Source organism: Neobacillus muris (genome assembly GCF_943193175.1).
Classification (GTDB): domain Bacteria; phylum Bacillota; class Bacilli; order Bacillales; family Cytobacillaceae; genus Neobacillus; species Neobacillus muris.
In genome coordinates this window covers 196,482-219,381 of record NZ_CALPDF010000004.1, presented here as the reverse complement: position 1 = coordinate 219,381, position 22,900 = coordinate 196,482, and the positions used below count along the sequence as shown (strand labels likewise).

Genomic DNA, 22,900 nt, shown 5'->3' with positions numbered 1-22,900 from the left:
CAGTTCTGTCGCCATGAAGCGTTCAAGACGACAAAAGTCAATGCTAGAGCCCCAATTCTGTCGTCATGAAGCGTTCAAGAGGACAAAAGTCAATGTCAGAGCCTCAGTTCTGTCGTCATGAAGCGTTCAAGAGGACAAAAGTCAATGTCAGAGCCTCAGTTCTGTCGCCATGAAGCGTTCAAGACGACAAAAGTCAATGCTAGAGCCCCAATTCTGTCGTCATGAAGCGTTCAAGAGGACAAAAGTCAATGTCAGAGCCTCAGTTCTGTCGTCATGAACATCTTAAACCACATAATTGCTCTTACTACATGACAACTTGTTCACAATTGATAATTTTTCCATACAAGCCAACTCTAAATCCTTCTCGTACGGGCACTTCTTGTGGTATACTACATAAGTTATTAAAGGTTAGTGGAGGACTTCATGGGTAAAAACGCAAAAGCAGGAATACAAAACGGAAAAATACTTTCATTTGTACCTACAGGTGAATATTATTTTAAAAAAGGAATAAAGGCCTACCATCGGCGTGATTTCTACAAAGCAAAGAAATACCTTGACCGGGCGCTTCAGCTTGAGCCAGGTGAACCGATGATTGCCTGCCAGTTAGCGATAGTCTCAACTGAACTAGGCGAATTCGAAAATTCCAACCGTCTTCTGCATCTCATCCTTGAAGATCTTGATCAAGAATTAGTAGAATGCCACTACTTCTTAGCGAACAACTACGCCCACTTGGGGTATTTTAAAGATGCGTTTCATCATGCTCAGCTATACTTGCAAATGGATCCAAATGGCGATTTTGCGGACGATGCTGAGGAACTGCTGGAACTGCTCATGTTGGAATCGGAAGAACTTGAAGAAGAATACTACGGGCAGGATGACCTTATTACTATGCAGGAGCAGGCCCGCGAATTGCTCGAATCTGGCTATTTTAGCAAAGCCATTGAGCTGTTAAAGGAAGTTATTAAAGAATATCCGGAATACTGGTCCGCATACAATAACCTAGCGCTTGCCTATTTTTATTTAGGCAAACCTGAAAAAGCTGAAGACATTTTAAATCAAGTTTTGGAACTGAATCCAGGAAATTTGCATGCCTTATGCAACAAAACGGTATTTGCCCACTATCAAGGGCGGCATAAATATGTTTCAGAGATGCTTGAACCTTTGAAAAAAGTCCAGCCGATGATTAGTGAGCAGCAGTTTAAACTGGGTACCACGTTTGCACTTGTCGGGGAATACGACTTGGCCTATTTCTGGTTAAAAAAATTATATAAAAAGAACTTTGAAGCCGATGCTCCCTTTTATTATTGGCTTTCTTATGCAGCATATTACACAGGACGCGAAAATTTCGCGAAAAATATCTGGAAATTGCTGCTAGAACTTAACCCGGAAAAAGAGGGACAGGAACCGTGGAATGCAAAAGAGGTTGCTGCCAACGGGTTTGAGGATTTGACTGGTTCTATTTTTCAAAAATTAGAAAGTGATTTCGTAGAGGAACGCTTATTTGCCTTGTTCCTGACAACCGTTTCGGATAATAAAGAGGAAATCATCACATCAAATCAGCTGTTCCAAAATCAGAAATTTACTCAGCTGGAAAAAGAGTATATCTCCTTGATCCGTTCAGGAAAACAGTCGGTCACAGCCGATGCTCAAGCAGTGGCAGAGCTTTTTTACGAAAACTACCAGCCTATCGGCGCAGTGGAGTCAGGCCTATATTTAATGTGGTTTTCTGTGTTTGTCGAGGGATTTAAAGCCAATATTCGGTTATCCAATAAACGGGCGTGGGCAGGTGCTGTAGAATATGTATGGCACCGGCTGCGCAGTGAAAAAGTATCACAGCAAGAACTGGCCAGCCGCTACGGAATCTCGGCAGCTACGATTGGAAAATACGTCAAGATCGTGAATGAGCTATTAGACTAATGTAACTATTGACAATGTTGAGCAGTTTGTTGGACTATAAATGGATTGTTTAATACGATTAAGTAGGGAATACTATACTTAATCGTTTTTTTTATATAAGGAGTGAAAACGATGTCTGATGAAAAAATTTACGACGTCATTATTGCCGGGGCCGGCCCTGCAGGCATGACCGCAGCTGTATATACATCTCGTGCAAATCTTTCGACACTCATGATTGAACGGGGAATGCCGGGAGGCCAAATGGCCAATACCGAGGATGTAGAAAACTATCCAGGCTTTGACAGTATCTTAGGGCCTGACTTATCAGCCAAAATGTTTGAACATGCGAAAAAGTTCGGTGCTGAATATGCATACGGCGATATTAAGGAAATCATCGATCATGGCGGCTACAAAATTGTCAACGCTGGATCTAAACAATATAAGGCTTACTCCGTGATTATCACCACAGGGGCTGAATATAAAAAGCTGGGTGTTCCAGGTGAAAAAGAACTGGGCGGACGCGGAGTGTCCTATTGTGCGGTCTGTGACGGAGCCTTTTTCAAGCAAAAGCGGCTGTTTGTTATTGGCGGCGGCGACTCGGCGGTGGAAGAAGGGGTTTATTTAACTCGTTTTGCATCACAGGTAACCATTGTCCACCGCCGCGATGAGCTTCGGGCCCAAAAGATTTTGCAAGACCGTGCGTTTGCCAATGAAAAGGTCGACTTCATTTGGAGCCATACAGTGAAGTCCATCAATGAGAAAGACGGAAAAGTGGGCAGTGTCACCCTTGTATCCACGAAATATGGCAGTGAGCAAACCTTGCCGGCGGATGGCGTGTTTGTATATGTTGGGATGGTGCCGTTGTCAAAACCATTTGAAAACTTGGGAATTACCAATCAAAATGGCTATATTGAAACGAATGACCGGATGGAAACGAAGGTGCCTGGCATTTTTGCTGCCGGGGATATCCGTGAAAAAACACTGCGCCAGATTGTAACCGCAACAGGTGACGGAAGCATTGCGGCCCAAAGCGCCCAACATTTTGTGGAGGAGCTTAAAGAGGAAATGAAATTAAAGCAATAAACCGGGGGATGTGACTTTTTTGTAAAATTACCAACAGGAACCTTTACAAAAAAGTAACTCTTTTTTCACCCAACTGTAACAGTAGTGAAACAAAGATGGTATATGATAATAGATATTGACCCCCTTTAAAAATATAGACCTTTTCCGCACAGGACCAGCAGCCTGTGCCTTCTTTTTGCCATTGCCGCTCTTCCGAAGCCAACTGGGAGGTTTACATATCTCTTTGTGGAAAAAATCTTAATCGCCGCATCACATGCCAAATCATAAAATAAACTGAAAAGTCAATTTTGTATTCATTGTAGCGGTATCTTAAAAATAGTATAATAAAATGAATAAACAGGTTATTATATCAGGATATTTCATGCCAGCATAGCGCACAGGGCGCCTACGCTTTATAAAGAAGGTGAAATCATGCAGCGTGTCACCAATTGTGTACTAATTAAAGAAGAGAAGGTTTTACTGCTTCAGAAACCGCGCAGAGGATGGTGGTCAGCACCAGGCGGAAAGATGGAGCCCGGAGAATCGGTTCGCGATTCCTGCATTCGGGAATTTCGTGAAGAAACGGGTATTTATTTAAAAAATCCCCAGTTAAAAGGAATTTTTACATTCATTATGAAAGAGGGAGAAGAACTTCTTTCAGAGTGGATGATGTTTACGTTTATGGCCACTGAATCTGATGGGGTTGATTTAGAAGAATCGGATGAAGGAAAACTGGAGTGGCATCCGATTGACCAAATTAAAGGGCTGCCTATGGCTGCCGGCGACTATCATATCATCGACTACATGATTCATGGCAAAGGCATTATCTATGGGACCTTTACCTATACAAAGGATTTTGACCTAATTGGTTATCGATTAGATCCAAGCTAATAGATGTACGAGCATCCACGCTAAAATATAGGGGGAATATACATGAGCACCGGTTCGACAAATGATATTCAAATGGTCATTATAACCGGAATGTCCGGAGCTGGAAAAACAGTAGCCATACAAAGTTTTGAAGATTTAGGATTCTTTTGTGTGGATAATTTGCCTCCTACATTGCTGCCAAAATTCCTTGAACTCATGAAGGAATCGGGGAATAAAATGAATAAAGTGGCTCTTGTCATGGACCTGAGAGGCAGGGAGTTTTTTGATCATTTATTTAAAGCATTGGATGATCTGGCCGAAACCTCCTGGGTTACGCCGCAGATTTTATTTTTAGATGCGGATGATGCCACATTGGTTCGAAGATACAAAGAGACAAGACGGTTCCATCCGTTAGCTAAATCCAGCTCTCCTCTCGAAGGCATTACAATGGAAAGAGAGCTGCTGGAGGAGCTTAAGGGGCGGGCGCAAATTATTTACAACACTTCCCAGATGAAACCGCGGGAATTACGTGAGAAAATATTATCTGAATTTACCGCGAACAGCCATTTAATTTTTACTGTCAATGTCATGTCATTTGGCTTTAAACATGGAATCCCGATTGATGCGGATCTTGTGTTTGATGTGCGTTTTTTGCCTAACCCGCATTATATCGACCATATGCGGCCTAAAACAGGATTGGACGAAGAGGTTTCCAGCTATGTCTTGAAATGGAATGAAACCAGCAAGTTCTTGGAAAAGGTGACCGATTTGTTAAGCTTTATGCTGCCGCATTATAAGCGGGAAGGCAAGTCACAATTAGTGATTGCCATTGGCTGCACGGGCGGCCAGCACCGTTCTGTTGCCTTAGCCGAGTACATTGGCCGATTTTTCCAAAAGGATTATAAAACAGTGGTATCCCATCGTGACATTGAGAGGAGAAAGGAAAAGTCAACATGAGAGATTACGGTCAGCCAAGAATTGTCGTCATCGGCGGGGGGACGGGGCTGCCAGTGCTATTGCGCGGCCTAAAACAATACCCTGTAGATATTACGGCTATTGTTACAGTAGCTGATGATGGCGGCAGTTCGGGCAGAATTCGCGAGGATTTGCATATTCCTCCTCCGGGAGACGTCCGCAATGTGCTTGCGGCGCTTTCCGATGTGGAACCGCTTGTTGAGGAGATGTTTCAGCACCGGTTCAATACGTCCAATGAGTTGTCCGGCCACTCGCTGGGGAATTTGATCCTGGCAGCCATGACCTCGATTACGGGAGACTTTGTTCATGCCATCCAGGAAATGAGCAAAGTGTTAAATGTCAGGGGAAAAGTCCTGCCTGCGGCCAATCAGAATGTCGTCCTGCATGCTGAAATGGAGGATGGAACGGTGATCTCGGGAGAATCGAAAATACCGTATTCAGGGAAAAAAATCAGTCGGGTGTTTTTGACTCCCCAAAATATTCGCCCGCTTCCGGAAACGATTCAAGCGATCCGCCAGGCTGATATGATCGTCATTGGACCTGGGAGCCTGTATACGAGCATTATGCCAAATCTGCTTGTTCCGAGATTAGGGCTTGAAGTTTGCCGCTCGCATGCAAAGAAGGTTTATATTTGCAATTTAATGACACAAGCAGGGGAGACTCTTGGGTATACCGCCAGTGACCATGTTAAAGCTTTATATGACCATATGAGCTGTGCGTTTATTCATACGATTTTGGTGAACAATGAGGAAATTCCTGAGGATGTCCAGCTTCGCTATAATGAAGAACTGGCCTATCCTGTCCAATATGATTTGCCTCAGTTATCCGAACTTGGAATTGAGGTCGTCCATGCGGACATCGCTGACTTGGAGGATGGGGCCTTGCGCCATGATCCAAAAAAAGTCGCAGAAATTTTATATAATTTGCTTATTGCTGAAACCAAAAGGCGTTATAAAGCGTAAATAAGCTGTAATTGTTTTTTTATCCTTTTCTATGTAAAAAACTAAGGCGGCCAATCCGGCTGCTGCTGGAGGTTTTGGCAGCAGATAGATATCCGTTTTTGTAAAAGTATTCGTTGTTTAAGGGGGTAAGGGGGATGTCTTTCGCTTCAGAAACTAAAAAGGAATTAACGAACTTGGAAGTGAAACCCTGCTGTATTCGGTCTGAGCTCTCAGCGTTAATCAGGATGAACGGTTCCCTTTCCTTTTCTAATCGTAAGGTCGTTGTCGATATTCAAACGGAAAATGCTGCGATTGCCAGAAGAATTTATACATTAATCAAAAAGAGCTTTCAGGTGCAAGTAGAGCTTCTTGTTCGAAAGAAAATGCGGCTGAAAAAAAATAATGTTTATATTGTCCGATTGGTGGAACGGGCCAAAGAAATCTTGGAAGATACGCAAATCATTGGTGAAAATTTTACGTTTATCCATCATATATCAGAGAATCTTGTGAAGAAAAAGTGTTGTAAGCGTTCTTATTTGCGTGGCGCTTTTCTGGCTGGAGGGTCCGTCAATAACCCGGAAACTTCTTCCTATCATTTAGAGATTGCTTCGATGTACAAGGAACACAATGATTCTTTATGTGAGTTGATGAACAAATTTGGGCTCAACAGCAAAACGCTGGAGCGGAAAAAAGGCTTTATCACCTACCTGAAAGAAGCCGAAAAAATAACCGAGTTTTTGAATATAATAGGGGCACATAATGCCTTGCTTCGGTTTGAAGATGTTCGCATTGTAAGAGATATGCGCAATTCGGTTAACAGATTGGTCAATTGTGAAACAGCCAACTTAAATAAAACCATTGGCGCCTCCTTGAGGCAGGTGGAGAACATCCGTTATATTGACCAAACGGTTGGTTTGCAGATTTTGCCTGATAAATTACGTGAAATTGCTGAACTCCGCTTGAATTATACGGATGTCACCTTGAAGGAATTGGGTGAAATGGTGTCCGGGGGGACCATCAGCAAATCGGGCATTAATCACCGGCTGCGGAAAATCGATGAGATTGCAGAAAAATTACGGACTGGGGAAGCGCCATCCATTAAGTAATTGCGGGAATATATTTTTTATAGAAATAGATAGATACATCTAAACGAGGAGGAATTTTAAATGGTGGTAAAAGAAGCGACAGTCAAATTGAAAACGGGGCTACAGGCTCGCCCTGCGGCATTATTTGTTCAGGAAGCAAACCGGTTCTCGTCTGATATTTTCCTGGAAAAGGATGGCAAGAAGGTTAATGCTAAAAGCATTATGGGGTTAATGAGCCTTGCCGTGGGTTCTGGGGTTGCCATCAATATTATCGCTGACGGCTCAGACGAGGATGAAGCGATCCAATCGTTAACTGATTTTATTGAAAAAGAACAATAAGAATAATTATATAAAAAAAGCAATCGGCCTTATGTGCCAATTGCTTTTTTTATATTATTTATCTTTTTTGTCTAATGTATTTCGAGATATAATATGATCGATTAGACCGTATTCTTTTGCTCTCTCAGCTGTCATGAAGTTATCACGGTCGGTATCCCTTTGGATCACTTCAAGCGGCTGGCCTGTGCGTTCTGCAAGAATTCCATTTAGTTTTTCACGCAGGAACAAGATTCGCTTGGCTGCAATTTCAATTTCGGTTGCTTGGCCTTGTGCACCGCCTAGCGGCTGGTGAATCATCACTTCCGCATTTGGCAGGGCATAGCGTTTGCCTTGTTCTCCAGCAGCAAGCAGGAAGGCACCCATCGAAGCAGCCATTCCAAGGCATACAGTTGATACACTTGGCTTAATGTATTGCATCGTATCGTAAATCGCCATACCGGCAGTGATGCTGCCGCCAGGGCTGTTGATGTAAAGGGTAATATCTTTTTCAGGGTTTTCAGCTTCTAAAAATAATAGTTGCGCCACGATGCTGTTGGCTACATTATCATCAATAGCGCTTCCCAGCATAATAATCCTGTCTTTTAATAGACGAGAGTAGATGTCATAAGCTCTTTCGCCGCGATTCGTTTGTTCAATGACTGTAGGAATCAAATTCATTCTTCTTCCTCCTTTGAATAGAAAAGGTAAAATCTTCTGTATTGTTATCATACACTGATGGTCAATAAAGGTCAAACAATTCGTCTCTCATTTTGTTCGACAACTTTCCCTCATTCAGCATAACCAATCTATTTCAATTTAAAACCTAAAAAACCCCTTGCCAAAGTCGATGTGATGTCATATAATAATTAAGTCGCTAATGATTAGCCCTCGTGGTGCAATGGATAGCACGCAAGATTCCGGTTCTTGAAATTCGGGTTCGAGTCCTGACGAGGGCGTAATAAAAGCCTCATGTTCCTTTGAGAACATGGGGTTTTTATTTTGCCGTTTTTGCTAAAATCATCATATCGGTGGTGCAGGGGCTGCCGTGATAAATTTTCTCTAAGTGTCATTGAACAAGGTAACTGTCGCAGAAAAGCTAGTAACTGTCGGATAGCACTCGCCAACTGCCGCATAAAAGCTAATAACTGTCGGATACCCCCATCCAACTGTCGCCCATTTCCCAATTTTTTAATCATCTGTTAAATTCCGTTCACGAATACCCCTCTTTCATGTAAAATAAACCATAAGGGGGGATTGGGATGCAGTTTAAAGCAGGTTTATGGCAGCAGCAAACATTAAAGCTGACAATGACACAAGAGCTGTCACAAGCAATTGCCTTATTGCAATATTCGGCTGAGGAGCTTACGGCCTTCTTAGAGAATAAGACACTCGAAAACCCGCTCATCCAGCTGGAAAACGTTACTGTCCAGCCAATGAACCCCCTAATCGACCGCCAGCGCCGGAAATACCAAAAAATAGAGCGGGACTGGATTGAGCAGATTGCAGATCAATCCACCTCCCTTGAAGAACAACTAATCTCACAATTAGATATGAAATCGATATCGCCAGTTCAACTGAAAATCATCCAAAACTTAATCCAACATTTGGATGAAAACGGTTACTTCACCGATGATTTGGAACAAATCGCCAATAAACTGTCCGTCAGCCTTGAACTGGCAGCAGCAAGTTTAGCGCTCATCCAAACACTTGAGCCTTCTGGCATCGGGGCAAGAAGCCTTCAAGAATGCCTTGCACTGCAAATGGAAAAAAGAAACCCTGAAAACCAACTCGCATTAACCATTATAAAAGATTACTTTATCCTATTGGCGGAACGAAAATGGAAACAAATTGCAAAAGAACTAAATGTAACTTTAAAGGAAATTCAAGATGTTTTTGATGAAATTCAGCTGCTCAACCCGAAGCCAGGGGCCTCCTTGGTAAAGGAAGCATCGGCCTACATCATTCCCGATGTGATGATTGAGCAAACAGCAGAGGGAATAGTCGTCAGAACGCTGGATGAATCCGTTCCTAAAATTAGCTTTAATACTTCCTATTTTCAACAATTCCACAATAAAAACCAGCAAGTAAATCGGTTTCTGCAGGAAAAAGTTCAGGACTATCAATGGATTGTCAAAAGCATGGAGCAGCGCAGAGAAACCCTGACAAAGGTTGTCATGAAGATTGTGGAAAAGCAGCCCGGCTTTTTCCATAAAGGGCCGTCCTTTTTAGTGCCGATGACCATGAGAGAGGTTGCTGCTGAACTTGAAATTCATGAATCAACTGTCAGCAGGGCAGTCAGGGAAAAATATGTCCAGACACCGGCAGGCACCTATCCATTAAAGTCTTTTTTTACAAGCACCATTCAATCAGTGGACAGTGAAGAGGCCCTTTCATCCACTCATGTAAAAAATCTGATCCGCCAAATCATTGACCATGAAAATAAAGAAAAGCCGCTGTCCGATCAGGATATTGCGGAAAAATTAGCGGCAGAGGAGAGGACGGCTGTATCCCGGCGAACCGTCGCCAAATACCGGGAACAGCTGGGGATACCCTCCTCTTCTAAGCGAAAAAGATTTAATTGAACAAAGCCTGCTGCAACATCAAACTAGAAAGGAAAACAAAAATGATCCCTCAAACCATTACACTATACACAAGAAAAAGCTGCCCGTTATGTGATAAGGCGAAACAGGCCCTGCTGGAGATGAAAGATGAAATCTCCTTTAAACTTGAAGAAATTGATATTTATGAAAATGACGAATTAACCGAACGCTTCGGCCTAATGATACCCGTTGTTTATATCAATGGAGAGCAAGCGGCATATGGGCAAATTAACAAATTTGACATAAGAAAACGATTACAAGAAAATATCTCAAACTTATAGGTTGAAATTTGGATATCACTACTGCTACAATGAAACACGTAGACAGGGTGATTTTTTTTAGAGGTTGTGGGACATAATATGTCTATGGTGGACATTTTTTGACCAGCAGCATATTATTAAAGGAGAAGGCTATCATGCAATCATTTATTGACATTGCGAAAAGATTATTACCTGATTTCCTTCAAGTCCTGCAAAAAAGATACTCGATTCTACGATACATAGGTTTTATGCAGCCGGTCGGGCGCAGAAGTTTAGCTTCAAGCCTTGGTTTAACGGAACGGGTTCTTCGCACTGAAGTAGAATTCCTCAAAGAGCAAAATCTTATTAATACCAATAATGTAGGAATGAGCTTGACCTCTGAGGGGAAAAATTTACTAGAAGATCTAGAAGAATTCATGCGGGAAGTAAAAGGGCTTGATGTCCTAGAAATGGAACTGAAGCATCGGCTGGGCATAAAGAAGGTCATTATTGTGCCGGGTGACAGTGATGAATCGCCTATGGTAAAGAGTGAACTTGGCAAGGCCTGCGCAATTTGCATGAAAAAGCTTTTAACAGGAAAAAATATCATCGCTGTAACTGGCGGGTCCACCATGGCGGCTGTGGCAGAAAAATTATCTCCTGAGCCAAGCGATAAGGAGATTGTATTTGTTCCAGCACGCGGTGGCGTAGGTGAGGAAGTCCAAAATCAGGCAAACACGATTTGTTCAAAAATGGCGGAGAACAGCCATGCGAGACATCGTGTATTTTATGTTCCTGATCAGGTCAGTCCCAATATTTACGATTCCTTAATCCATGAGCCAGGCATCCATGAGGTATTAAAGCTAATTCATTCCGCGAACATAGTTGTGCACGGAATTGGGAATGCTATGACAATGGCCGAGCGAAGAAAATCCAGCCCCGAAATTTTAGAAAAATTAAAAGCTGGAAAGGCAGTCGGGGAAGCATTCGGCTACTATTTTAATGAACAAGGCGAAATCGTCCACAAAGTATTGACCATTGGACTGCAATTAGAAAATCTACCCTCGATTTCTAATGTCATCGCCGTAGCCGGCGGGGCTTCGAAAGCGAAAGCAATCAGAGCCTATATGAAACAAGCACCGGAATCAACAGTGTTAATTACTGATGAAGGTGCAGCAAAAAAACTGTTAAAAGGATAACAGTTATTCACCCGAATGAATATTTGAAAAAGGGTTACCCTTTTTATAAAAAAATATCCACGCAATAAGGAGGAAATAATCATGGCAGTAAAAGTTGGTATTAATGGTTTTGGTCGTATTGGACGTAACGTATTTCGTGCAGCATTGAAGAACAGCAACGTCGAAATCGTTGCAATCAATGACTTAACAGATGCTAAAATGCTTGCGCATCTTTTAAAATACGATACAGTTCACGGAACTCTTTCTGAGGATGTAACTGTTGATGGTGAATATCTAGTAGTAGGCGGTAAAAAAGTGAAAGTTATCGCTGAACGCGATCCAGCTCAACTTGGCTGGGGCGACCTTGGCGTAGATGTAGTAGTTGAATCTACTGGACGTTTCACAAAGCGTGAAGATGCTGCGAAGCACCTTGAAGCAGGTGCTAAGAAAGTAATCATTTCTGCTCCAGCAACTAACGAAGATATCACAATCGTAATGGGTGTTAACGAAGATAAATACGATGCAGCTAACCACCATGTATTATCTAACGCATCTTGTACGACAAACTGCTTGGCTCCATTTGCAAAAGTATTAAACGATACTTTCGGAATCAAACGCGGTATGATGACAACTGTTCACTCCTATACAAATGACCAGCAAATCCTTGATTTGCCACATAAGGACTACCGCCGAGCACGTGCAGCAGCTGAAAACATGATCCCAACTTCAACTGGTGCTGCTAAAGCAGTTGCACTTGTATTGCCTGAATTAAAAGGCAAATTAAACGGTATGGCAATGCGTGTTCCAACTCCAAACGTTTCAATCGTTGACCTAGTTGCAGAACTCGAAAAAGACGTTACTGTTGAAGATGTAAACTCTGCATTAAAAGCAGCAGCTGAAGGTCCGTTAAAAGGAATCCTTGCATACAGCGATCTTCCATTAGTATCTAGCGATTACAATGGTGCTACTGTTTCTTCAACTGTTGATGGTTTATCTACAATGGTTCTTGAAGGCAACATGGTAAAAGTTCTTTCTTGGTACGATAACGAAGTTGGTTACTCTAACCGCGTTGTTGACCTAGTTGATTACATCGCTTCAAAAGGTCTTTAAGTTCAAAACAGGATTGAAAATCCTATTTTGAACTGACTATTATAAATACTGTGTTTCCAAAGGGGAGTGGGGAGAATTCCCCCACTCCTTTTCTTATGAATTCGTATAGGAGGACCATGTCGATGAACAAAAAATCTGTAAAAGATATCGATGTAAAGGGTAAACGCGTTTTTTGCCGAGTGGATTTTAACGTACCAATGCAGGATGGAAAAATCACCGATGACACAAGGATTCGCGCTGCACTGCCAACCATTCAGTATTTAACTGAACAAGGGGCAAAAGTTCTTCTCGCCAGCCACCTTGGACGCCCGAAGGGGAAAGTAGTCGAAGAAATGCGGTTAACTCCAGTTGCAGCAAGACTGTCTGAGCTTCTTGGAAAAGAAGTAAAAAAGGCAGATGAAGCCTGCGGTGATTCTGTTAAAGCCTTAATTGGCACATTAAATGATGGCGATGTATTACTATTAGAAAACGTCCGCTTCTATCCTGGTGAAGAAAAGAACGATTCTGAGCTTGCAAAATCATTTGCAGAACTTGCAGATGTTTATGTGAACGATGCATTTGGAGCAGCACATCGTGCACATGCATCTACAGAAGGAATTGCACATTATCTTCCAGCAGTATCCGGCTTCTTAATGGAAAAAGAGCTTGATGTTTTAGGGAAAGCCCTATCCAACCCAGAACGCCCATTTACAGCGATCGTCGGCGGAGCAAAAGTAAAAGACAAAATTGGCGTCATCGAAAATCTTTTAGAATTAGTAGATAACCTGATTATCGGCGGTGGACTTGCCTATACCTTTGTTAAAGCACAGGGCCACGAAATCGGCAAATCCTTGCTTGAAGAAGATAAAATGGATTTGGCGAAATCATTTATGGCTAAAGCAAAGGAAAAAGGTGTCAACTTCTATATGCCAGTTGATGTGATCGTTGCAGACGATTTTTCAGCAGATGCCAACACAAAAGTAGTCAGCATCGAAGAAATTCCGGCTGATTGGGAAGCTCTTGATATTGGGCCAAAAACTCGTGAAATCTATCGTGATGTTATTGAAAAATCAAAGCTTGTCATCTGGAATGGACCAATGGGTGTTTTCGAAATCGATACATTTGCCCAAGGTACAAAAGCGGTCGCGGAAGCACTTGCAGATGCAAAAGGCACCTACTCAGTCATTGGCGGCGGAGATTCAGCTGCAGCTGTTGAAAAATTTGGCCTAGCAGAAAAAATGAGCCATATTTCTACAGGCGGAGGCGCTTCTTTAGAGTTTATGGAAGGTAAAGAACTCCCAGGTGTTGTGGCTTTAAACGATAAGTAAGCTAATCAAGAAAGGATGTTCCAGTATGCGTAAACCAATCATTGCAGGTAACTGGAAAATGAACAAAACACTTTCGGAAGCAAAAAGTTTTGCGGAGGAAGTAAAAGGTCTTGTTCCTGCTGCAGACAAAATGGATTCGGTCATTTGCGCACCTGCTTTATTTTTGCAAAGCCTATTGGAAGTAACAGAAGGCAGCGAAGTAAAAATTGGTGCCCAAAACATGCACTTTGAGGAAAGCGGCGCGTTTACAGGCGAAATCAGCCCGAAAGCACTTGCTGACCTTGGCGTACAATATGTCATTATCGGACATTCCGAGCGCCGTGAAATGTTCAATGAGACGGATGAATCGGTAAATAAGAAAGTTTTGGCTGCATTTAAATACAATGTAACTCCCATTGTGTGCTGTGGCGAAACCCTTGAACAGCGTGAAAAGGGCGAAACGAATCAATTAGTGGGCGATCAGGTTGCCAAGGCTCTTAAAGGATTAACTGATGAGCAAGTGAAACAAACTGTCATTGCTTATGAGCCAATCTGGGCAATTGGAACAGGAAAATCTTCCACATCTGCGGATGCGAATGAGGTTTGTGCCCATATCCGTCAGGTTGTTGCCAAAGAGTTTTCAGAAGACGTGGCCAATGCCGTCCGAATTCAATACGGCGGAAGCGTGAAGCCTGAAAACATCAAAGAATACATGGCGCAGCCTGATATCGATGGTGCCTTAGTCGGCGGTGCCAGCCTTGAGCCGCAATCATTTTTAAAATTACTGGAGGCGGGTCAATATGAGTAAAGCTCCAGTGGCCCTCATCATTCTTGATGGATTTGGATGCAGGGATGAAATAAAAGGGAATGCGGTTGCCCAAGCAAAAAAACCAAACTTTGACCGGTATTGGGCTTCTTTCCCCCATACACACTTAACGGCTAGCGGGGAAGCAGTGGGCCTTCCGGAGGGGCAAATGGGAAACTCCGAGGTTGGCCACTTAAATATTGGTGCCGGCCGGATTGTTTACCAAAGCTTAACCCGTGTAAACATTGCAATACGTGAAGGAGAATTCGAAAAAAACGAAACCTTCCTTGGTGCCATGAACCATGTGAAAAAGAACGGAACAGCATTGCACTTGTTTGGCTTGCTGTCAGATGGCGGCGTACATAGCCATATTAACCATATGTTTGCACTTCTCAAGCTTGCCAAAGAAGAGGGTGTAGAAAAAGTTTATATCCATGCGTTTCTTGATGGACGTGACGTTGGACCGAAAACAGCGCCAACATACATTAAAGAGGCAATGGATAAAATGAAGGAGTATGGGATTGGCGAGTTTGCCACCATTTCTGGCCGCTATTATTCAATGGACCGTGATAAGCGCTGGGAACGTGTTGAAAAATCCTACCGCGCTATGGTGTATGGAGAAGGGCCAACCTATACGAATCCATTAGAGGTTGTAGAAGACTCTTATTCTCATGGAATCTTTGATGAATTCGTGATTCCTTCGGTCATTACGAAGGAAGACGGACAACCGGTTGCGACGATTCAAGATAACGACGCGGTTATTTTCTATAACTTCCGTCCGGACCGGGCGATCCAGATTTCTAACACGTTTACGAACAAAGATTTCCGTTCGTTTGACCGCGGACCAAAGCATCCGAAGGATTTATATTTTGTCTGCTTGACTCACTTCAGTGAAACGGTTGACGGGTATGTTGCTTTTAAACCAACTAACTTGGATAACACATTGGGTGAAGTACTGGCGCAAAATAACTTAAAGCAGCTGAGGATTGCGGAAACAGAGAAATATCCGCATGTTACCTTCTTCATGAGCGGCGGGCGCGAAGCTAAATTCCCTGGCGAAGAGCGTATCTTAATCAACTCGCCAAAGGTTGCAACCTATGACCTTAAACCGGAAATGAGTGTTTATGAAGTAACGGATGCGTTAGTAAAGGAAATCAGCGCGGATAAATTCGATGCGATTATCCTTAACTTTGCGAATCCGGATATGGTCGGCCACTCGGGTATGCTTGAGCCTACGATTAAAGCCATTGAGGCCGTTGATGAGTGCTTAGGTAAAGTGGTCGATTTAATCCTTGAAAAAGGCGGCGCAGCGATTATTACTGCTGACCATGGTAACGCCGATGAAGTGGTTACACTTGGCGGCGACCCTATGACGGCCCACACGACGAACCCTGTTCCTGTCATTGTGACGAAAAAGGGGGCAGAATTGCGTGACGGCGGCATTTTGGGTGATTTAGCCCCAACGGTACTGGATTTATTAAATGTTCAGCAGCCTGCTGAAATGACTGGAAAATCATTAATCAATAAATAACTTTTAAAATAATTTTTTAAAAATAAGGAGAGATTATAATGCCATATATTGTTGACGTTTATGCTCGTGAAGTACTAGATTCCCGCGGTAACCCTACTGTTGAAGTGGAAGTGTTCACTGAATCAGGCGCATTTGGCCGTGCATTAGTTCCAAGTGGTGCTTCTACAGGTGAATACGAAGCAGTTGAACTTCGTGATGGTGACAAGAGCCGTTATCTTGGAAAAGGTGTTCAAAAAGCAGTTGACAACGTAAATGAAATTATCGCACCAAAATTGATTGGTGAAGGCTTCAGTGTTCTTGACCAAGTATCTATCGACAAAGCGATGATTGATCTTGATGGAACTGAAAACAAAGGTAAATTGGGTGCGAACGCCATCCTTGGTGTATCTTTAGCGGTAGCTCATGCAGCAGCTAACTACCTTGATGTGCCTTTATATCAATACCTTGGCGGCTTCAACGCTAAGCAGCTTCCAGTGCCAATGATGAACATCGTTAACGGCGGTGAGCATGCTGATAACAACGTAGATATCCAAGAATTTATGATTATGCCTGTTGGTGCTCCAAACTTTAAAGAAGCACTTCGCATGGGCGCTGAAATTTTCCATACATTGAAATCGGTTCTTAAAGCAAAAGGCCTTAACACAGCTGTTGGGGATGAAGGCGGATTTGCACCAAACTTAGGTTCAAACGAAGAAGCTCTTCAAACCATTGTGGAAGCTATTGAAAAAGCAGGCTACAAGCCAGGCGAAGAAGTTAGACTTGCGATGGATGCTGCTTCTTCTGAGTTCTATAACAAAGAAGACGGAAAATACCATCTTGCTGGCGAAGGCGTTGTGAAGACTTCTGCTGAAATGGTTGACTGGTACGAAGAGCTTTGCTCTAAATACCCAATCATCTCGATCGAAGATGGTTTAGATGAAAACGACTGGGAAGGCCACAAGCTTTTAACTGAGCGTCTTGGCAAAAAAGTTCAATTAGTTGGTGACGACTTATTTGTAACAAACACGAAAAAGCTTGCTGAAGGTATTGAAAAAGGAATCGGCAACTCCATCCTAATCAAAGTTAACCAAATCGGTACACTTACTGAAACTTTTGATGCGATTGAAATGGCAAAACGCGCTGGCTATACAGCTGTTGTATCTCACCGTTCTGGTGAAACAGAAGATGCGACAATCGCTGACATTGCGGTTGCTACAAACGCTGGCCAAATCAAAACAGGTGCTCCATCCCGTACGGATCGTGTAGCAAAATACAACCAATTGCTTCGCATTGAAGACCAATTAGGCGAAACTGCTCAATTCAACGGCATTAAGTCTTTCTATAACTTAAGCCGATAATCAATTTAGGTAAAAAGGCATCCATGCATATGGGTGCCTTTTTACTTGGTATACCTTTCACCAAATGTAATGGGATTAGAAGGAAATAAATATACAGCCCTATCTTTGCCAGAAGCTGTCACAATGCACCTATTGTTAAAATCGCGATATTATGGTAAATTTAAAATATTGTGAGCATGTACGTATTTACGGGAGGTGGCCTTTATGCATACATTTTTAGTCGTTCTTTTGATTATTGTCAGTATCGCTCTTATCGCTGTGGTTTTACTTCAATCAGGAAAAAGCGCCGGTTTATCAGGTGCCATTTCGGGTGGTGCTGAAACCCTATTCGGCAAGCAAAAAGCTCGGGGAATTGATTTGATCCTGCATCGGATTACAGTTGTTCTATCTATACTGTTCTTCCTGCTTGCTCTTGGAGTTACTTATTTTCAAATCTAATTCAAAGAAAACCTGGCCAAATATATGCCAGGTTTTTTGTTGTCTATCACACAAAAAAAAGTATCGCTTAGATACTCTTATCAAGTCTTTTTGGTGGAATCTTCAACCTATTAATGCTTAAACTAAACTAAGAAACAGATTGTACATAAAGGAGTTTACATCATGAAAGTTGCATTGCCAAAACCATTTACTTTTGAGGGCGGAAAACGGGCTGTCCTGTTGCTGCACGGCTTTACCGGCAACTCATCCGACGTCCGAATGCTTGGCCGTTTTCTTGAAAACAAAGGCTACACCTGTCATGCGCCGCATTATAAAGGTCACGGCGTCCCGCCAGAGGAACTGGTTCTTTCAGGTCCGGAGGATTGGTGGCAGGACGTTTTAAACGGCTATCAATTTTTAAAAAATAAGGGCCACGAGGAAATTGCTGTCGCCGGACTATCGCTTGGCGGGGTATTTTCTTTGAAATTAGGATACACTGTACCTATAAAAGGAATTGTACCGATGTGTGCCCCCATGCATATAAAAAGCGAAGAGATTATGTATGAAGGCGTGCTTGAATATGCCCGCGAGTTTAAAAAACGGGAAGGAAAATCGGAGGAACAAATTGAATTAGAGATGAATGAGTTCAAGAAGACCCCGATGAAAACCCTAAAAGCACTTCAGGAATTGATCGCGGATGTCAGGGAAAATGTCGACATGATCTATGCCCCGACATTTGTTGTCCAAGCGCGCCATGACAAAATGATCAATACCGAAAGTGCCAATATTATTTATAGCAGTATTGAATCTGATACGAAGCTAATAAAATGGTACGAGAAGTCAGGCCACGTCATCACGCTGGATAAAGAACGGGAACAGCTGCATGAAGATGTGTACGCCTTTTTAGAAAAACTCGATTGGCACGATTAAAAATTCCTTATAAGGAGGGATTAAATTTGGATACTATCCAAAATCATATTGATAAACTTTTGAATTATATGAAGGACGAGGCTTATAAGCCGCTGACCGTTCAAGAGCTTGAAGAAGCATTCGGCATTGAGGATTCTGCAGACTTTAAAGAGTTTGTCAAAGCTCTTGTCCAAATGGAGGAAAAAGGGCTTGTCGTCCGTACAAGGGCCAACCGCTATGGCCTGCCGGAAAAGATGAATCTAATCCGGGGAAAATTATCTGGACATGCCAAGGGATTCGCCTTTGTGGTTCCCGATGAGCCGGGTATGGATGATATATTTATACCGCCAACTGAAATTAATAATGCCATGCACGGCGATACCGTTCTTGTTCGGGTTTCCGCGGAAACCTCCGGACAGCGCCGGGAAGGCAGTGTCATTCGGATTGTGGAAAGAGGCATAAAGCAAATTGTTGGAACCTATGTAGAAAGTAAAAACTTTGGCTTTGTGATTCCGGATGATAAAAAATTTGCCAGTGATATTTTTATTCCAAAAGCTGCTTCTAAAGGGGCAGTGGAGGGACATAAGGTTGTCGTGGAACTGACCTCTTATCCGGAGGGAAGGAAAAGTGCGGAAGGGGAAGTCGTTACCATCCTCGGCCATAAAAACGACCCAGGAGTGGATATCCTTTCAGTAATACATAAACATGGACTCCCAATGGCCTTTCCGGACGATGTGCTCCAGCAGGCTAATGAAACGCCTGATACGATTGATGAAAGCGAGCTGGCCAATCGCCGCGACTTACGAAATGAAGTCATTGTAACGATTGATGGCGCTGATGCTAAAGATTTGGATGATGCTGTTACTGTAACCAAGCTGGATAACGGGAACTACAAGCTTGGGGTCCATATCGCTGACGTCAGCTATTATGTAAAAGAAGGGACGCCAATTGACCGAGAAGCTGCGGACAGGGCTACGAGCGTCTATTTAGTGGACCGGGTAATCCCGATGATTCCACACCGCTTATCCAATGGCATCTGTTCCCTAAATCCGAAGGTTGATCGTCTCGTGTTATCCTGTGAGATGGAAATTGACACGGAAGGCCAGGCTGTTTCCCATGAGATTTTTCAAAGTGTCATCAAAACGACAGAACGGATGACCTATCATGACGTGAATCTGATTCTTGTTGATAAGGACGAGGAAACGCGGGCACGTTATGCATCACTTGTTCCGATGTTTGAATTAATGGAACAGCTTGCAGCCATTTTAAGAAATAAACGGATGACAAGAGGAGCCATTGATTTTGATTTTAAAGAATCCAAGGTTCTGGTCGACGAGGAAGGAAAGCCGACGGATGTCATTCTAAGGGATCGGTCTGTGGCGGAACGTCTGATTGAGGAATTCATGCTGGCGGCGAATGAAACGGTGGCTGAGCATTTTCATTGGATGGATGTTCCATTTATTTACCGGATTCACGAGGACCCGAAAGAGGACAAACTGCGGAAGTTTTTCGAGTTTATCACTAACTTCGGCTATATCGTAAAAGGGACCGCAAACAACGTTCATCCCCGGGCACTCCAGGAAATCATTGAAGAGGTTCAAGGAAAGCCGGAAGAAATGGTCGTTTCTACTGTCATGCTGCGTTCGATGCAGCAGGCTAAATATGATCCTGAAAGCCTGGGGCACTTCGGACTATCTACCCAGTTTTATACCCATTTTACTTCACCAATCCGCCGCTATCCGGATACGATCGTGCATAGGTTGATTCGCACGTATTTAATCGAGGGCAAATTGGATGAGGCGACGCGGGAAAAATGGAATGCCCAGCTGCCGGATATTGCCGCCCACTCTTCCAAGATGGAGCGCCGGGCAGTGGAAGCCGAGCGGGAAACAGATGAGCTGAAAAAAGCGGAGTTTATGTTAGATAAAATTGGTGAGGAATTCGATGGCATCATTAGTTCTGTCACCAACTTCGGCATGTTCGTCGAGCTGCAAAATACGATTGAGGGTCTTGTTCATGTCAGCTACATGACCGATGACTATTATCGCTTCGATGAACGTCATTATGCCATGATCGGCGAAAGGACAGGGAAGGTTTTCCGGATAGGCGATGAAATTACTGTCCGAGTTGTGAATGTTAATAAGGATGAACGGTCAATTGACTTTGAAATTGTCGGCATGAAGGGAACTCCCCGACGCGAACGGCCAGCGGCTCCCAAAGTGTTTAAAACAGGAAGCGATACCCATAAACCGAGGCGCAATAAGCAAGGTGACCGGAGCGGAAGGCCAGAATTCGGTGGAAGTCAGGGCCCGAAACAGAAAAAGAAGAAGCGCAAGCATTATGAAAACGTCCCCGTTTCAAAAAGCACAAAACGGAAAAATAAGAAACGGTAAAGGGAAGAGAGCCGCTTGACGGCTCTCTTTCCATTGTATGGGCTTGCTTGTTCTGTTAAAATAAAATCCATAGATATGAGGTGATAACAATGCCAAAAGGTGAAGGGAAAACAGTCGCACAAAATAAAAAGGCTTATCATGACTATTTTATCGAAGAAACATACGAAGCCGGTATTGTGCTGCAGGGGACAGAGATCAAATCGATCCGTGCTGGGCGTGTTAACCTGAAAGATTCCTATGTTAGAATCCAAAACGGGGAAGCTGACCTTTTTGGGATGCATGTCAGCCCTTACGAACAGGGAAATCGATATAATCATGATCCATTAAGGACAAGGAAGCTGCTGCTGCATAAAAAGGAAATTATGAAATTGTTCGGTGACACAAAAGAGGCCGGATATGCGTTAATACCATTAAAGCTATATTTAAAAAATGGTTATTGCAAAGTGTTAATTGGTTTGGCAAAAGGGAAAAAGAACTATGATAAGCGGGAAGATTTGAAGAGGAAGGAAGCAAAAAGGGAAATCGAGCGTGCCTTCCGTGAGCGCCAGAAGATGTAGCCAGCAGCTGGTTCAATTTCCATTTTTCTTACAGTTACTTACAATTGAAAAATGATGAAAGTATGTTATAATAAGTTTGTCGCTAAGATGCGACACAATCTTTTGCTCTGACATCTTGCCAGTTTCCTAAACGTCTTGCTGAAAAGTTTTCAGCACATTTTATAATGGGGACGCTACGGATTCGACAGGGGTAGTTCGAGCTTGGGTTGCGAGTCGAGGGGGCCGGCCTCGTTAAAACGCCAAAGCCAATAACTGGCAAAACTAACAAATCTTTCGCTTTAGCTGCCTAATAAGCGCTTAGCGGTTCCTCCCTCCATCGCCCATGTGGTAGGGTCAGGGACTCACTCTTAGTGGGCTACGCCGGATTCCACCGTCTGAGGAAGAAGGAAGAGAACAACCAGACTAGCTGACCGGCCGCCTGTCGGTAGGCAAAAGGATCAGCGAAGCGCCAATATATCGACTACACTCGTAGAAGCTTAAGTGCCGATATCTTTGGACGCGGGTTCGATTCCCGCCGTCTCCACCATACATAGGTGGATAACAAGGCTGGCAGAAATGCTGGTCTTTTTTATTTATATTAGGGAAACAAAGAAGCTATCCAAGTTGGATAGCTTCTTTATTGATTAGTGTTTCATGTAATTCATACTGGTGTTGATATTCATATTAGTGTTCTGATTCATCGTTTGCGGCATTCCTTGGGCTGGTGCAAAGGCATTCACCATCATAGTCATGTCTTGCTGTGACAGCTGCGGCACTTGATAGTAATGGTGTTTATTTTGATAAATAGATAATTCATAAGCCATTTCAATGCAGTTTGGAATCGAGTCAGCTAGAACACGGCGGACAACCGGATTGGTAGTCTCCAGAGCCGCCATTGTTTTTTGCGAGGCGCCAGTTTTGCAGGCTGTCAGCATACAGCCTGAAATAAATTCATCCGAAATTTCGCTCATGGATTGCATAGGTTTTTTGGGAGCTGCTGGCTTCATTCCATAGATAAAGTCATTATCTTGGTTCATTTTATAGCTTGACGTTGGCTGGGCAGGATTTTTCCCCGATTTAAAGCAATCTAACGTAATATTATATTCATTTTGCATAAATTGGTATTGGCGGTCCAAAATATCAAGTAATTCTTGATCTTTAACATGCTGGCGCAGCATCATATATTGGTTCATCGTTCCAATTGAACTGGATAACACTTCATGTACATCAAAAACCTCATGACCTCCGTGGTTTAACTGCGGCGGTACAGCACCTGTATGCATATTCTGGTGCATTTGTTCTTGCTGGTTCTGGTTTTGCAACATATCCATCTCCTCCATAAGTAAAAATCGGCCATAGCCACTTTTATTATGTTTCAGGAGAAATTTGTTATGCAGTTTATTTTCAAGACC

Annotated in this window: 21 protein-coding genes, 1 tRNA gene and 1 other RNA gene; 21 read left to right on the top strand and 2 right to left on the bottom strand. The window is 43.0% G+C overall.

Annotation, left to right across the window (positions count from 1 at the left end; genetic code table 11):
* The first annotated feature begins 423 nt into the window (after positions 1 to 423).
* The 7 genes from NFS43_RS05115 to NFS43_RS05085 all read left to right on the top strand — a co-directional run bounded on the left by NFS43_RS05115 (position 424) and on the right by NFS43_RS05085 (position 7,168).
* A complete protein-coding gene (locus tag NFS43_RS05115) occupies positions 424 to 1,917 on the top strand; it encodes a tetratricopeptide repeat protein (protein WP_251550120.1) in 1,494 nt (497 codons plus the stop codon).
* Positions 1,918 to 2,028: 111 nt separating this feature from the next.
* A complete protein-coding gene (gene trxB / locus NFS43_RS05110; protein ID WP_251550118.1) occupies positions 2,029 to 2,979 on the top strand; it encodes a thioredoxin-disulfide reductase in 951 nt (316 codons plus the stop codon).
* Positions 2,980 to 3,390: 411 nt separating this feature from the next.
* Positions 3,391 to 3,849, top strand: coding sequence for an NUDIX hydrolase (locus NFS43_RS05105; RefSeq protein WP_251550117.1), 459 nt, complete (start codon positions 3,391 to 3,393; stop codon positions 3,847 to 3,849).
* A 42-nt stretch (positions 3,850 to 3,891) separates the two neighbouring features.
* On the top strand, positions 3,892 to 4,785 hold the full coding sequence (gene rapZ / locus NFS43_RS05100) for an RNase adapter RapZ (protein WP_251550115.1): 894 nt from the start codon (positions 3,892 to 3,894) through the stop codon (positions 4,783 to 4,785).
* Positions 4,782 to 5,765 carry a gluconeogenesis factor YvcK family protein gene (locus tag NFS43_RS05095; protein WP_251550113.1) on the top strand — a complete coding sequence of 328 codons (984 nt, stop codon included), beginning with the start codon at positions 4,782 to 4,784 and terminating at the stop codon, positions 5,763 to 5,765. The genes rapZ and NFS43_RS05095 overlap by 4 nt, the downstream gene beginning before the upstream one ends.
* A gap of 134 nt (positions 5,766 to 5,899) precedes the next feature.
* The gene (gene whiA / locus NFS43_RS05090) at positions 5,900 to 6,850 is read left to right on the top strand and encodes a DNA-binding protein WhiA (RefSeq protein WP_251550111.1); all 951 of its coding nucleotides are present in this window, start codon (positions 5,900 to 5,902) and stop codon (positions 6,848 to 6,850) included.
* Positions 6,851 to 6,910: 60 nt separating this feature from the next.
* The gene (locus tag NFS43_RS05085; protein ID WP_251550109.1) at positions 6,911 to 7,168 is read left to right on the top strand and encodes an HPr family phosphocarrier protein; all 258 of its coding nucleotides are present in this window, start codon (positions 6,911 to 6,913) and stop codon (positions 7,166 to 7,168) included.
* A 54-nt stretch (positions 7,169 to 7,222) separates the two neighbouring features.
* Here NFS43_RS05085 and clpP read toward each other — a convergent pair whose 3' ends face one another.
* Positions 7,223 to 7,825 (bottom strand): ATP-dependent Clp endopeptidase proteolytic subunit ClpP, encoded by a 603-nt coding sequence (gene clpP, locus NFS43_RS05080; RefSeq protein WP_251550107.1) that lies wholly within the window; start codon positions 7,823 to 7,825, stop codon positions 7,223 to 7,225.
* A gap of 206 nt (positions 7,826 to 8,031) precedes the next feature.
* Here clpP and NFS43_RS05075 point away from each other — a divergent pair.
* The 14 genes from NFS43_RS05075 (at position 8,032) to ssrA (ending at position 22,035) form a co-directional block, all read left to right on the top strand.
* Positions 8,032 to 8,103 (top strand) — tRNA-Arg (locus NFS43_RS05075).
* Between the two features lie 303 nt (positions 8,104 to 8,406).
* Positions 8,407 to 9,729: an RNA polymerase factor sigma-54 gene (rpoN, locus tag NFS43_RS05070; protein WP_251550105.1), complete on the top strand. Its 1,323-nt coding sequence runs from the start codon at positions 8,407 to 8,409 to the stop codon at positions 9,727 to 9,729.
* A gap of 41 nt (positions 9,730 to 9,770) precedes the next feature.
* Positions 9,771 to 10,028: a glutaredoxin family protein gene (locus NFS43_RS05065; protein WP_251550103.1), complete on the top strand. Its 258-nt coding sequence runs from the start codon at positions 9,771 to 9,773 to the stop codon at positions 10,026 to 10,028.
* A 134-nt stretch (positions 10,029 to 10,162) separates the two neighbouring features.
* Complete coding sequence (locus tag NFS43_RS05060) at positions 10,163 to 11,185, top strand: sugar-binding transcriptional regulator (protein WP_251550101.1); 1,023 nt, start codon at positions 10,163 to 10,165, stop codon at positions 11,183 to 11,185.
* 81 nt (positions 11,186 to 11,266) lie between these two features.
* Positions 11,267 to 12,274: a type I glyceraldehyde-3-phosphate dehydrogenase gene (gap, locus tag NFS43_RS05055; protein WP_251550099.1), complete on the top strand. Its 1,008-nt coding sequence runs from the start codon at positions 11,267 to 11,269 to the stop codon at positions 12,272 to 12,274.
* Positions 12,275 to 12,396: 122 nt separating this feature from the next.
* The gene (locus NFS43_RS05050; RefSeq protein WP_251550097.1) at positions 12,397 to 13,581 is read left to right on the top strand and encodes a phosphoglycerate kinase; all 1,185 of its coding nucleotides are present in this window, start codon (positions 12,397 to 12,399) and stop codon (positions 13,579 to 13,581) included.
* Between the two features lie 25 nt (positions 13,582 to 13,606).
* The gene (tpiA, locus tag NFS43_RS05045; RefSeq protein ID WP_251550095.1) at positions 13,607 to 14,368 is read left to right on the top strand and encodes a triose-phosphate isomerase; all 762 of its coding nucleotides are present in this window, start codon (positions 13,607 to 13,609) and stop codon (positions 14,366 to 14,368) included.
* Entirely contained in the window at positions 14,361 to 15,896 is a 1,536-nt protein-coding gene (gpmI, locus tag NFS43_RS05040) for a 2,3-bisphosphoglycerate-independent phosphoglycerate mutase (RefSeq protein ID WP_251550093.1), read from the top strand. The genes tpiA and gpmI overlap by 8 nt, the downstream gene beginning before the upstream one ends.
* 38 nt (positions 15,897 to 15,934) lie before the next feature.
* Positions 15,935 to 17,233 carry a phosphopyruvate hydratase gene (gene eno, locus NFS43_RS05035; protein ID WP_251550091.1) on the top strand — a complete coding sequence of 433 codons (1,299 nt, stop codon included), beginning with the start codon at positions 15,935 to 15,937 and terminating at the stop codon, positions 17,231 to 17,233.
* 204 nt (positions 17,234 to 17,437) lie between these two features.
* The gene (secG, locus tag NFS43_RS05030) at positions 17,438 to 17,671 is read left to right on the top strand and encodes a preprotein translocase subunit SecG (protein WP_251550089.1); all 234 of its coding nucleotides are present in this window, start codon (positions 17,438 to 17,440) and stop codon (positions 17,669 to 17,671) included.
* Positions 17,672 to 17,833: 162 nt separating this feature from the next.
* On the top strand, positions 17,834 to 18,580 hold the full coding sequence (locus tag NFS43_RS05025) for an alpha/beta hydrolase (protein ID WP_251550087.1): 747 nt from the start codon (positions 17,834 to 17,836) through the stop codon (positions 18,578 to 18,580).
* 68 nt (positions 18,581 to 18,648) lie between these two features.
* Positions 18,649 to 20,952 (top strand): ribonuclease R, encoded by a 2,304-nt coding sequence (gene rnr, locus NFS43_RS05020; protein WP_251550145.1) that lies wholly within the window; start codon positions 18,649 to 18,651, stop codon positions 20,950 to 20,952.
* Between the two features lie 89 nt (positions 20,953 to 21,041).
* Complete coding sequence (gene smpB / locus NFS43_RS05015) at positions 21,042 to 21,509, top strand: SsrA-binding protein SmpB (RefSeq protein WP_251550085.1); 468 nt, start codon at positions 21,042 to 21,044, stop codon at positions 21,507 to 21,509.
* A gap of 166 nt (positions 21,510 to 21,675) precedes the next feature.
* Positions 21,676 to 22,035, top strand: a transfer-messenger RNA (tmRNA) gene (gene ssrA, locus NFS43_RS05010).
* A gap of 97 nt (positions 22,036 to 22,132) precedes the next feature.
* Here the strand turns inward: ssrA and NFS43_RS05005 are convergent.
* Complete coding sequence (locus NFS43_RS05005; RefSeq protein WP_251550083.1) at positions 22,133 to 22,813, bottom strand: spore coat protein; 681 nt, start codon at positions 22,811 to 22,813, stop codon at positions 22,133 to 22,135.
* Positions 22,814 to 22,900 lie beyond the last annotated feature (87 nt).

Coding starts and splice junctions, on each gene's coding strand:
- smpB (WP_251550085.1), top strand. CDS start 21,042: ATGCCAAAAGGTGAAGGGAAAACAGTCGCACAAAATAAAAAGGCTTAT.
- NFS43_RS05085 (WP_251550109.1), top strand. CDS start 6,911: ATGGTGGTAAAAGAAGCGACAGTCAAATTGAAAACGGGGCTACAGGCT.
- clpP (WP_251550107.1), bottom strand. CDS start 7,825: ATGAATTTGATTCCTACAGTCATTGAACAAACGAATCGCGGCGAAAGA.
- whiA (WP_251550111.1), top strand. CDS start 5,900: ATGTCTTTCGCTTCAGAAACTAAAAAGGAATTAACGAACTTGGAAGTG.
- rapZ (WP_251550115.1), top strand. CDS start 3,892: ATGAGCACCGGTTCGACAAATGATATTCAAATGGTCATTATAACCGGA.
- NFS43_RS05105 (WP_251550117.1), top strand. CDS start 3,391: ATGCAGCGTGTCACCAATTGTGTACTAATTAAAGAAGAGAAGGTTTTA.
- rnr (WP_251550145.1), top strand. CDS start 18,649: ATGAAGGACGAGGCTTATAAGCCGCTGACCGTTCAAGAGCTTGAAGAA.
- NFS43_RS05095 (WP_251550113.1), top strand. CDS start 4,782: ATGAGAGATTACGGTCAGCCAAGAATTGTCGTCATCGGCGGGGGGACG.
- eno (WP_251550091.1), top strand. CDS start 15,935: ATGCCATATATTGTTGACGTTTATGCTCGTGAAGTACTAGATTCCCGC.
- NFS43_RS05060 (WP_251550101.1), top strand. CDS start 10,163: ATGCAATCATTTATTGACATTGCGAAAAGATTATTACCTGATTTCCTT.
- trxB (WP_251550118.1), top strand. CDS start 2,029: ATGTCTGATGAAAAAATTTACGACGTCATTATTGCCGGGGCCGGCCCT.
- NFS43_RS05050 (WP_251550097.1), top strand. CDS start 12,397: ATGAACAAAAAATCTGTAAAAGATATCGATGTAAAGGGTAAACGCGTT.
- rpoN (WP_251550105.1), top strand. CDS start 8,407: ATGCAGTTTAAAGCAGGTTTATGGCAGCAGCAAACATTAAAGCTGACA.
- gpmI (WP_251550093.1), top strand. CDS start 14,361: ATGAGTAAAGCTCCAGTGGCCCTCATCATTCTTGATGGATTTGGATGC.
- NFS43_RS05065 (WP_251550103.1), top strand. CDS start 9,771: ATGATCCCTCAAACCATTACACTATACACAAGAAAAAGCTGCCCGTTA.
- gap (WP_251550099.1), top strand. CDS start 11,267: ATGGCAGTAAAAGTTGGTATTAATGGTTTTGGTCGTATTGGACGTAAC.
- NFS43_RS05115 (WP_251550120.1), top strand. CDS start 424: ATGGGTAAAAACGCAAAAGCAGGAATACAAAACGGAAAAATACTTTCA.
- NFS43_RS05025 (WP_251550087.1), top strand. CDS start 17,834: ATGAAAGTTGCATTGCCAAAACCATTTACTTTTGAGGGCGGAAAACGG.
- NFS43_RS05005 (WP_251550083.1), bottom strand. CDS start 22,813: ATGTTGCAAAACCAGAACCAGCAAGAACAAATGCACCAGAATATGCAT.
- tpiA (WP_251550095.1), top strand. CDS start 13,607: ATGCGTAAACCAATCATTGCAGGTAACTGGAAAATGAACAAAACACTT.
- secG (WP_251550089.1), top strand. CDS start 17,438: ATGCATACATTTTTAGTCGTTCTTTTGATTATTGTCAGTATCGCTCTT.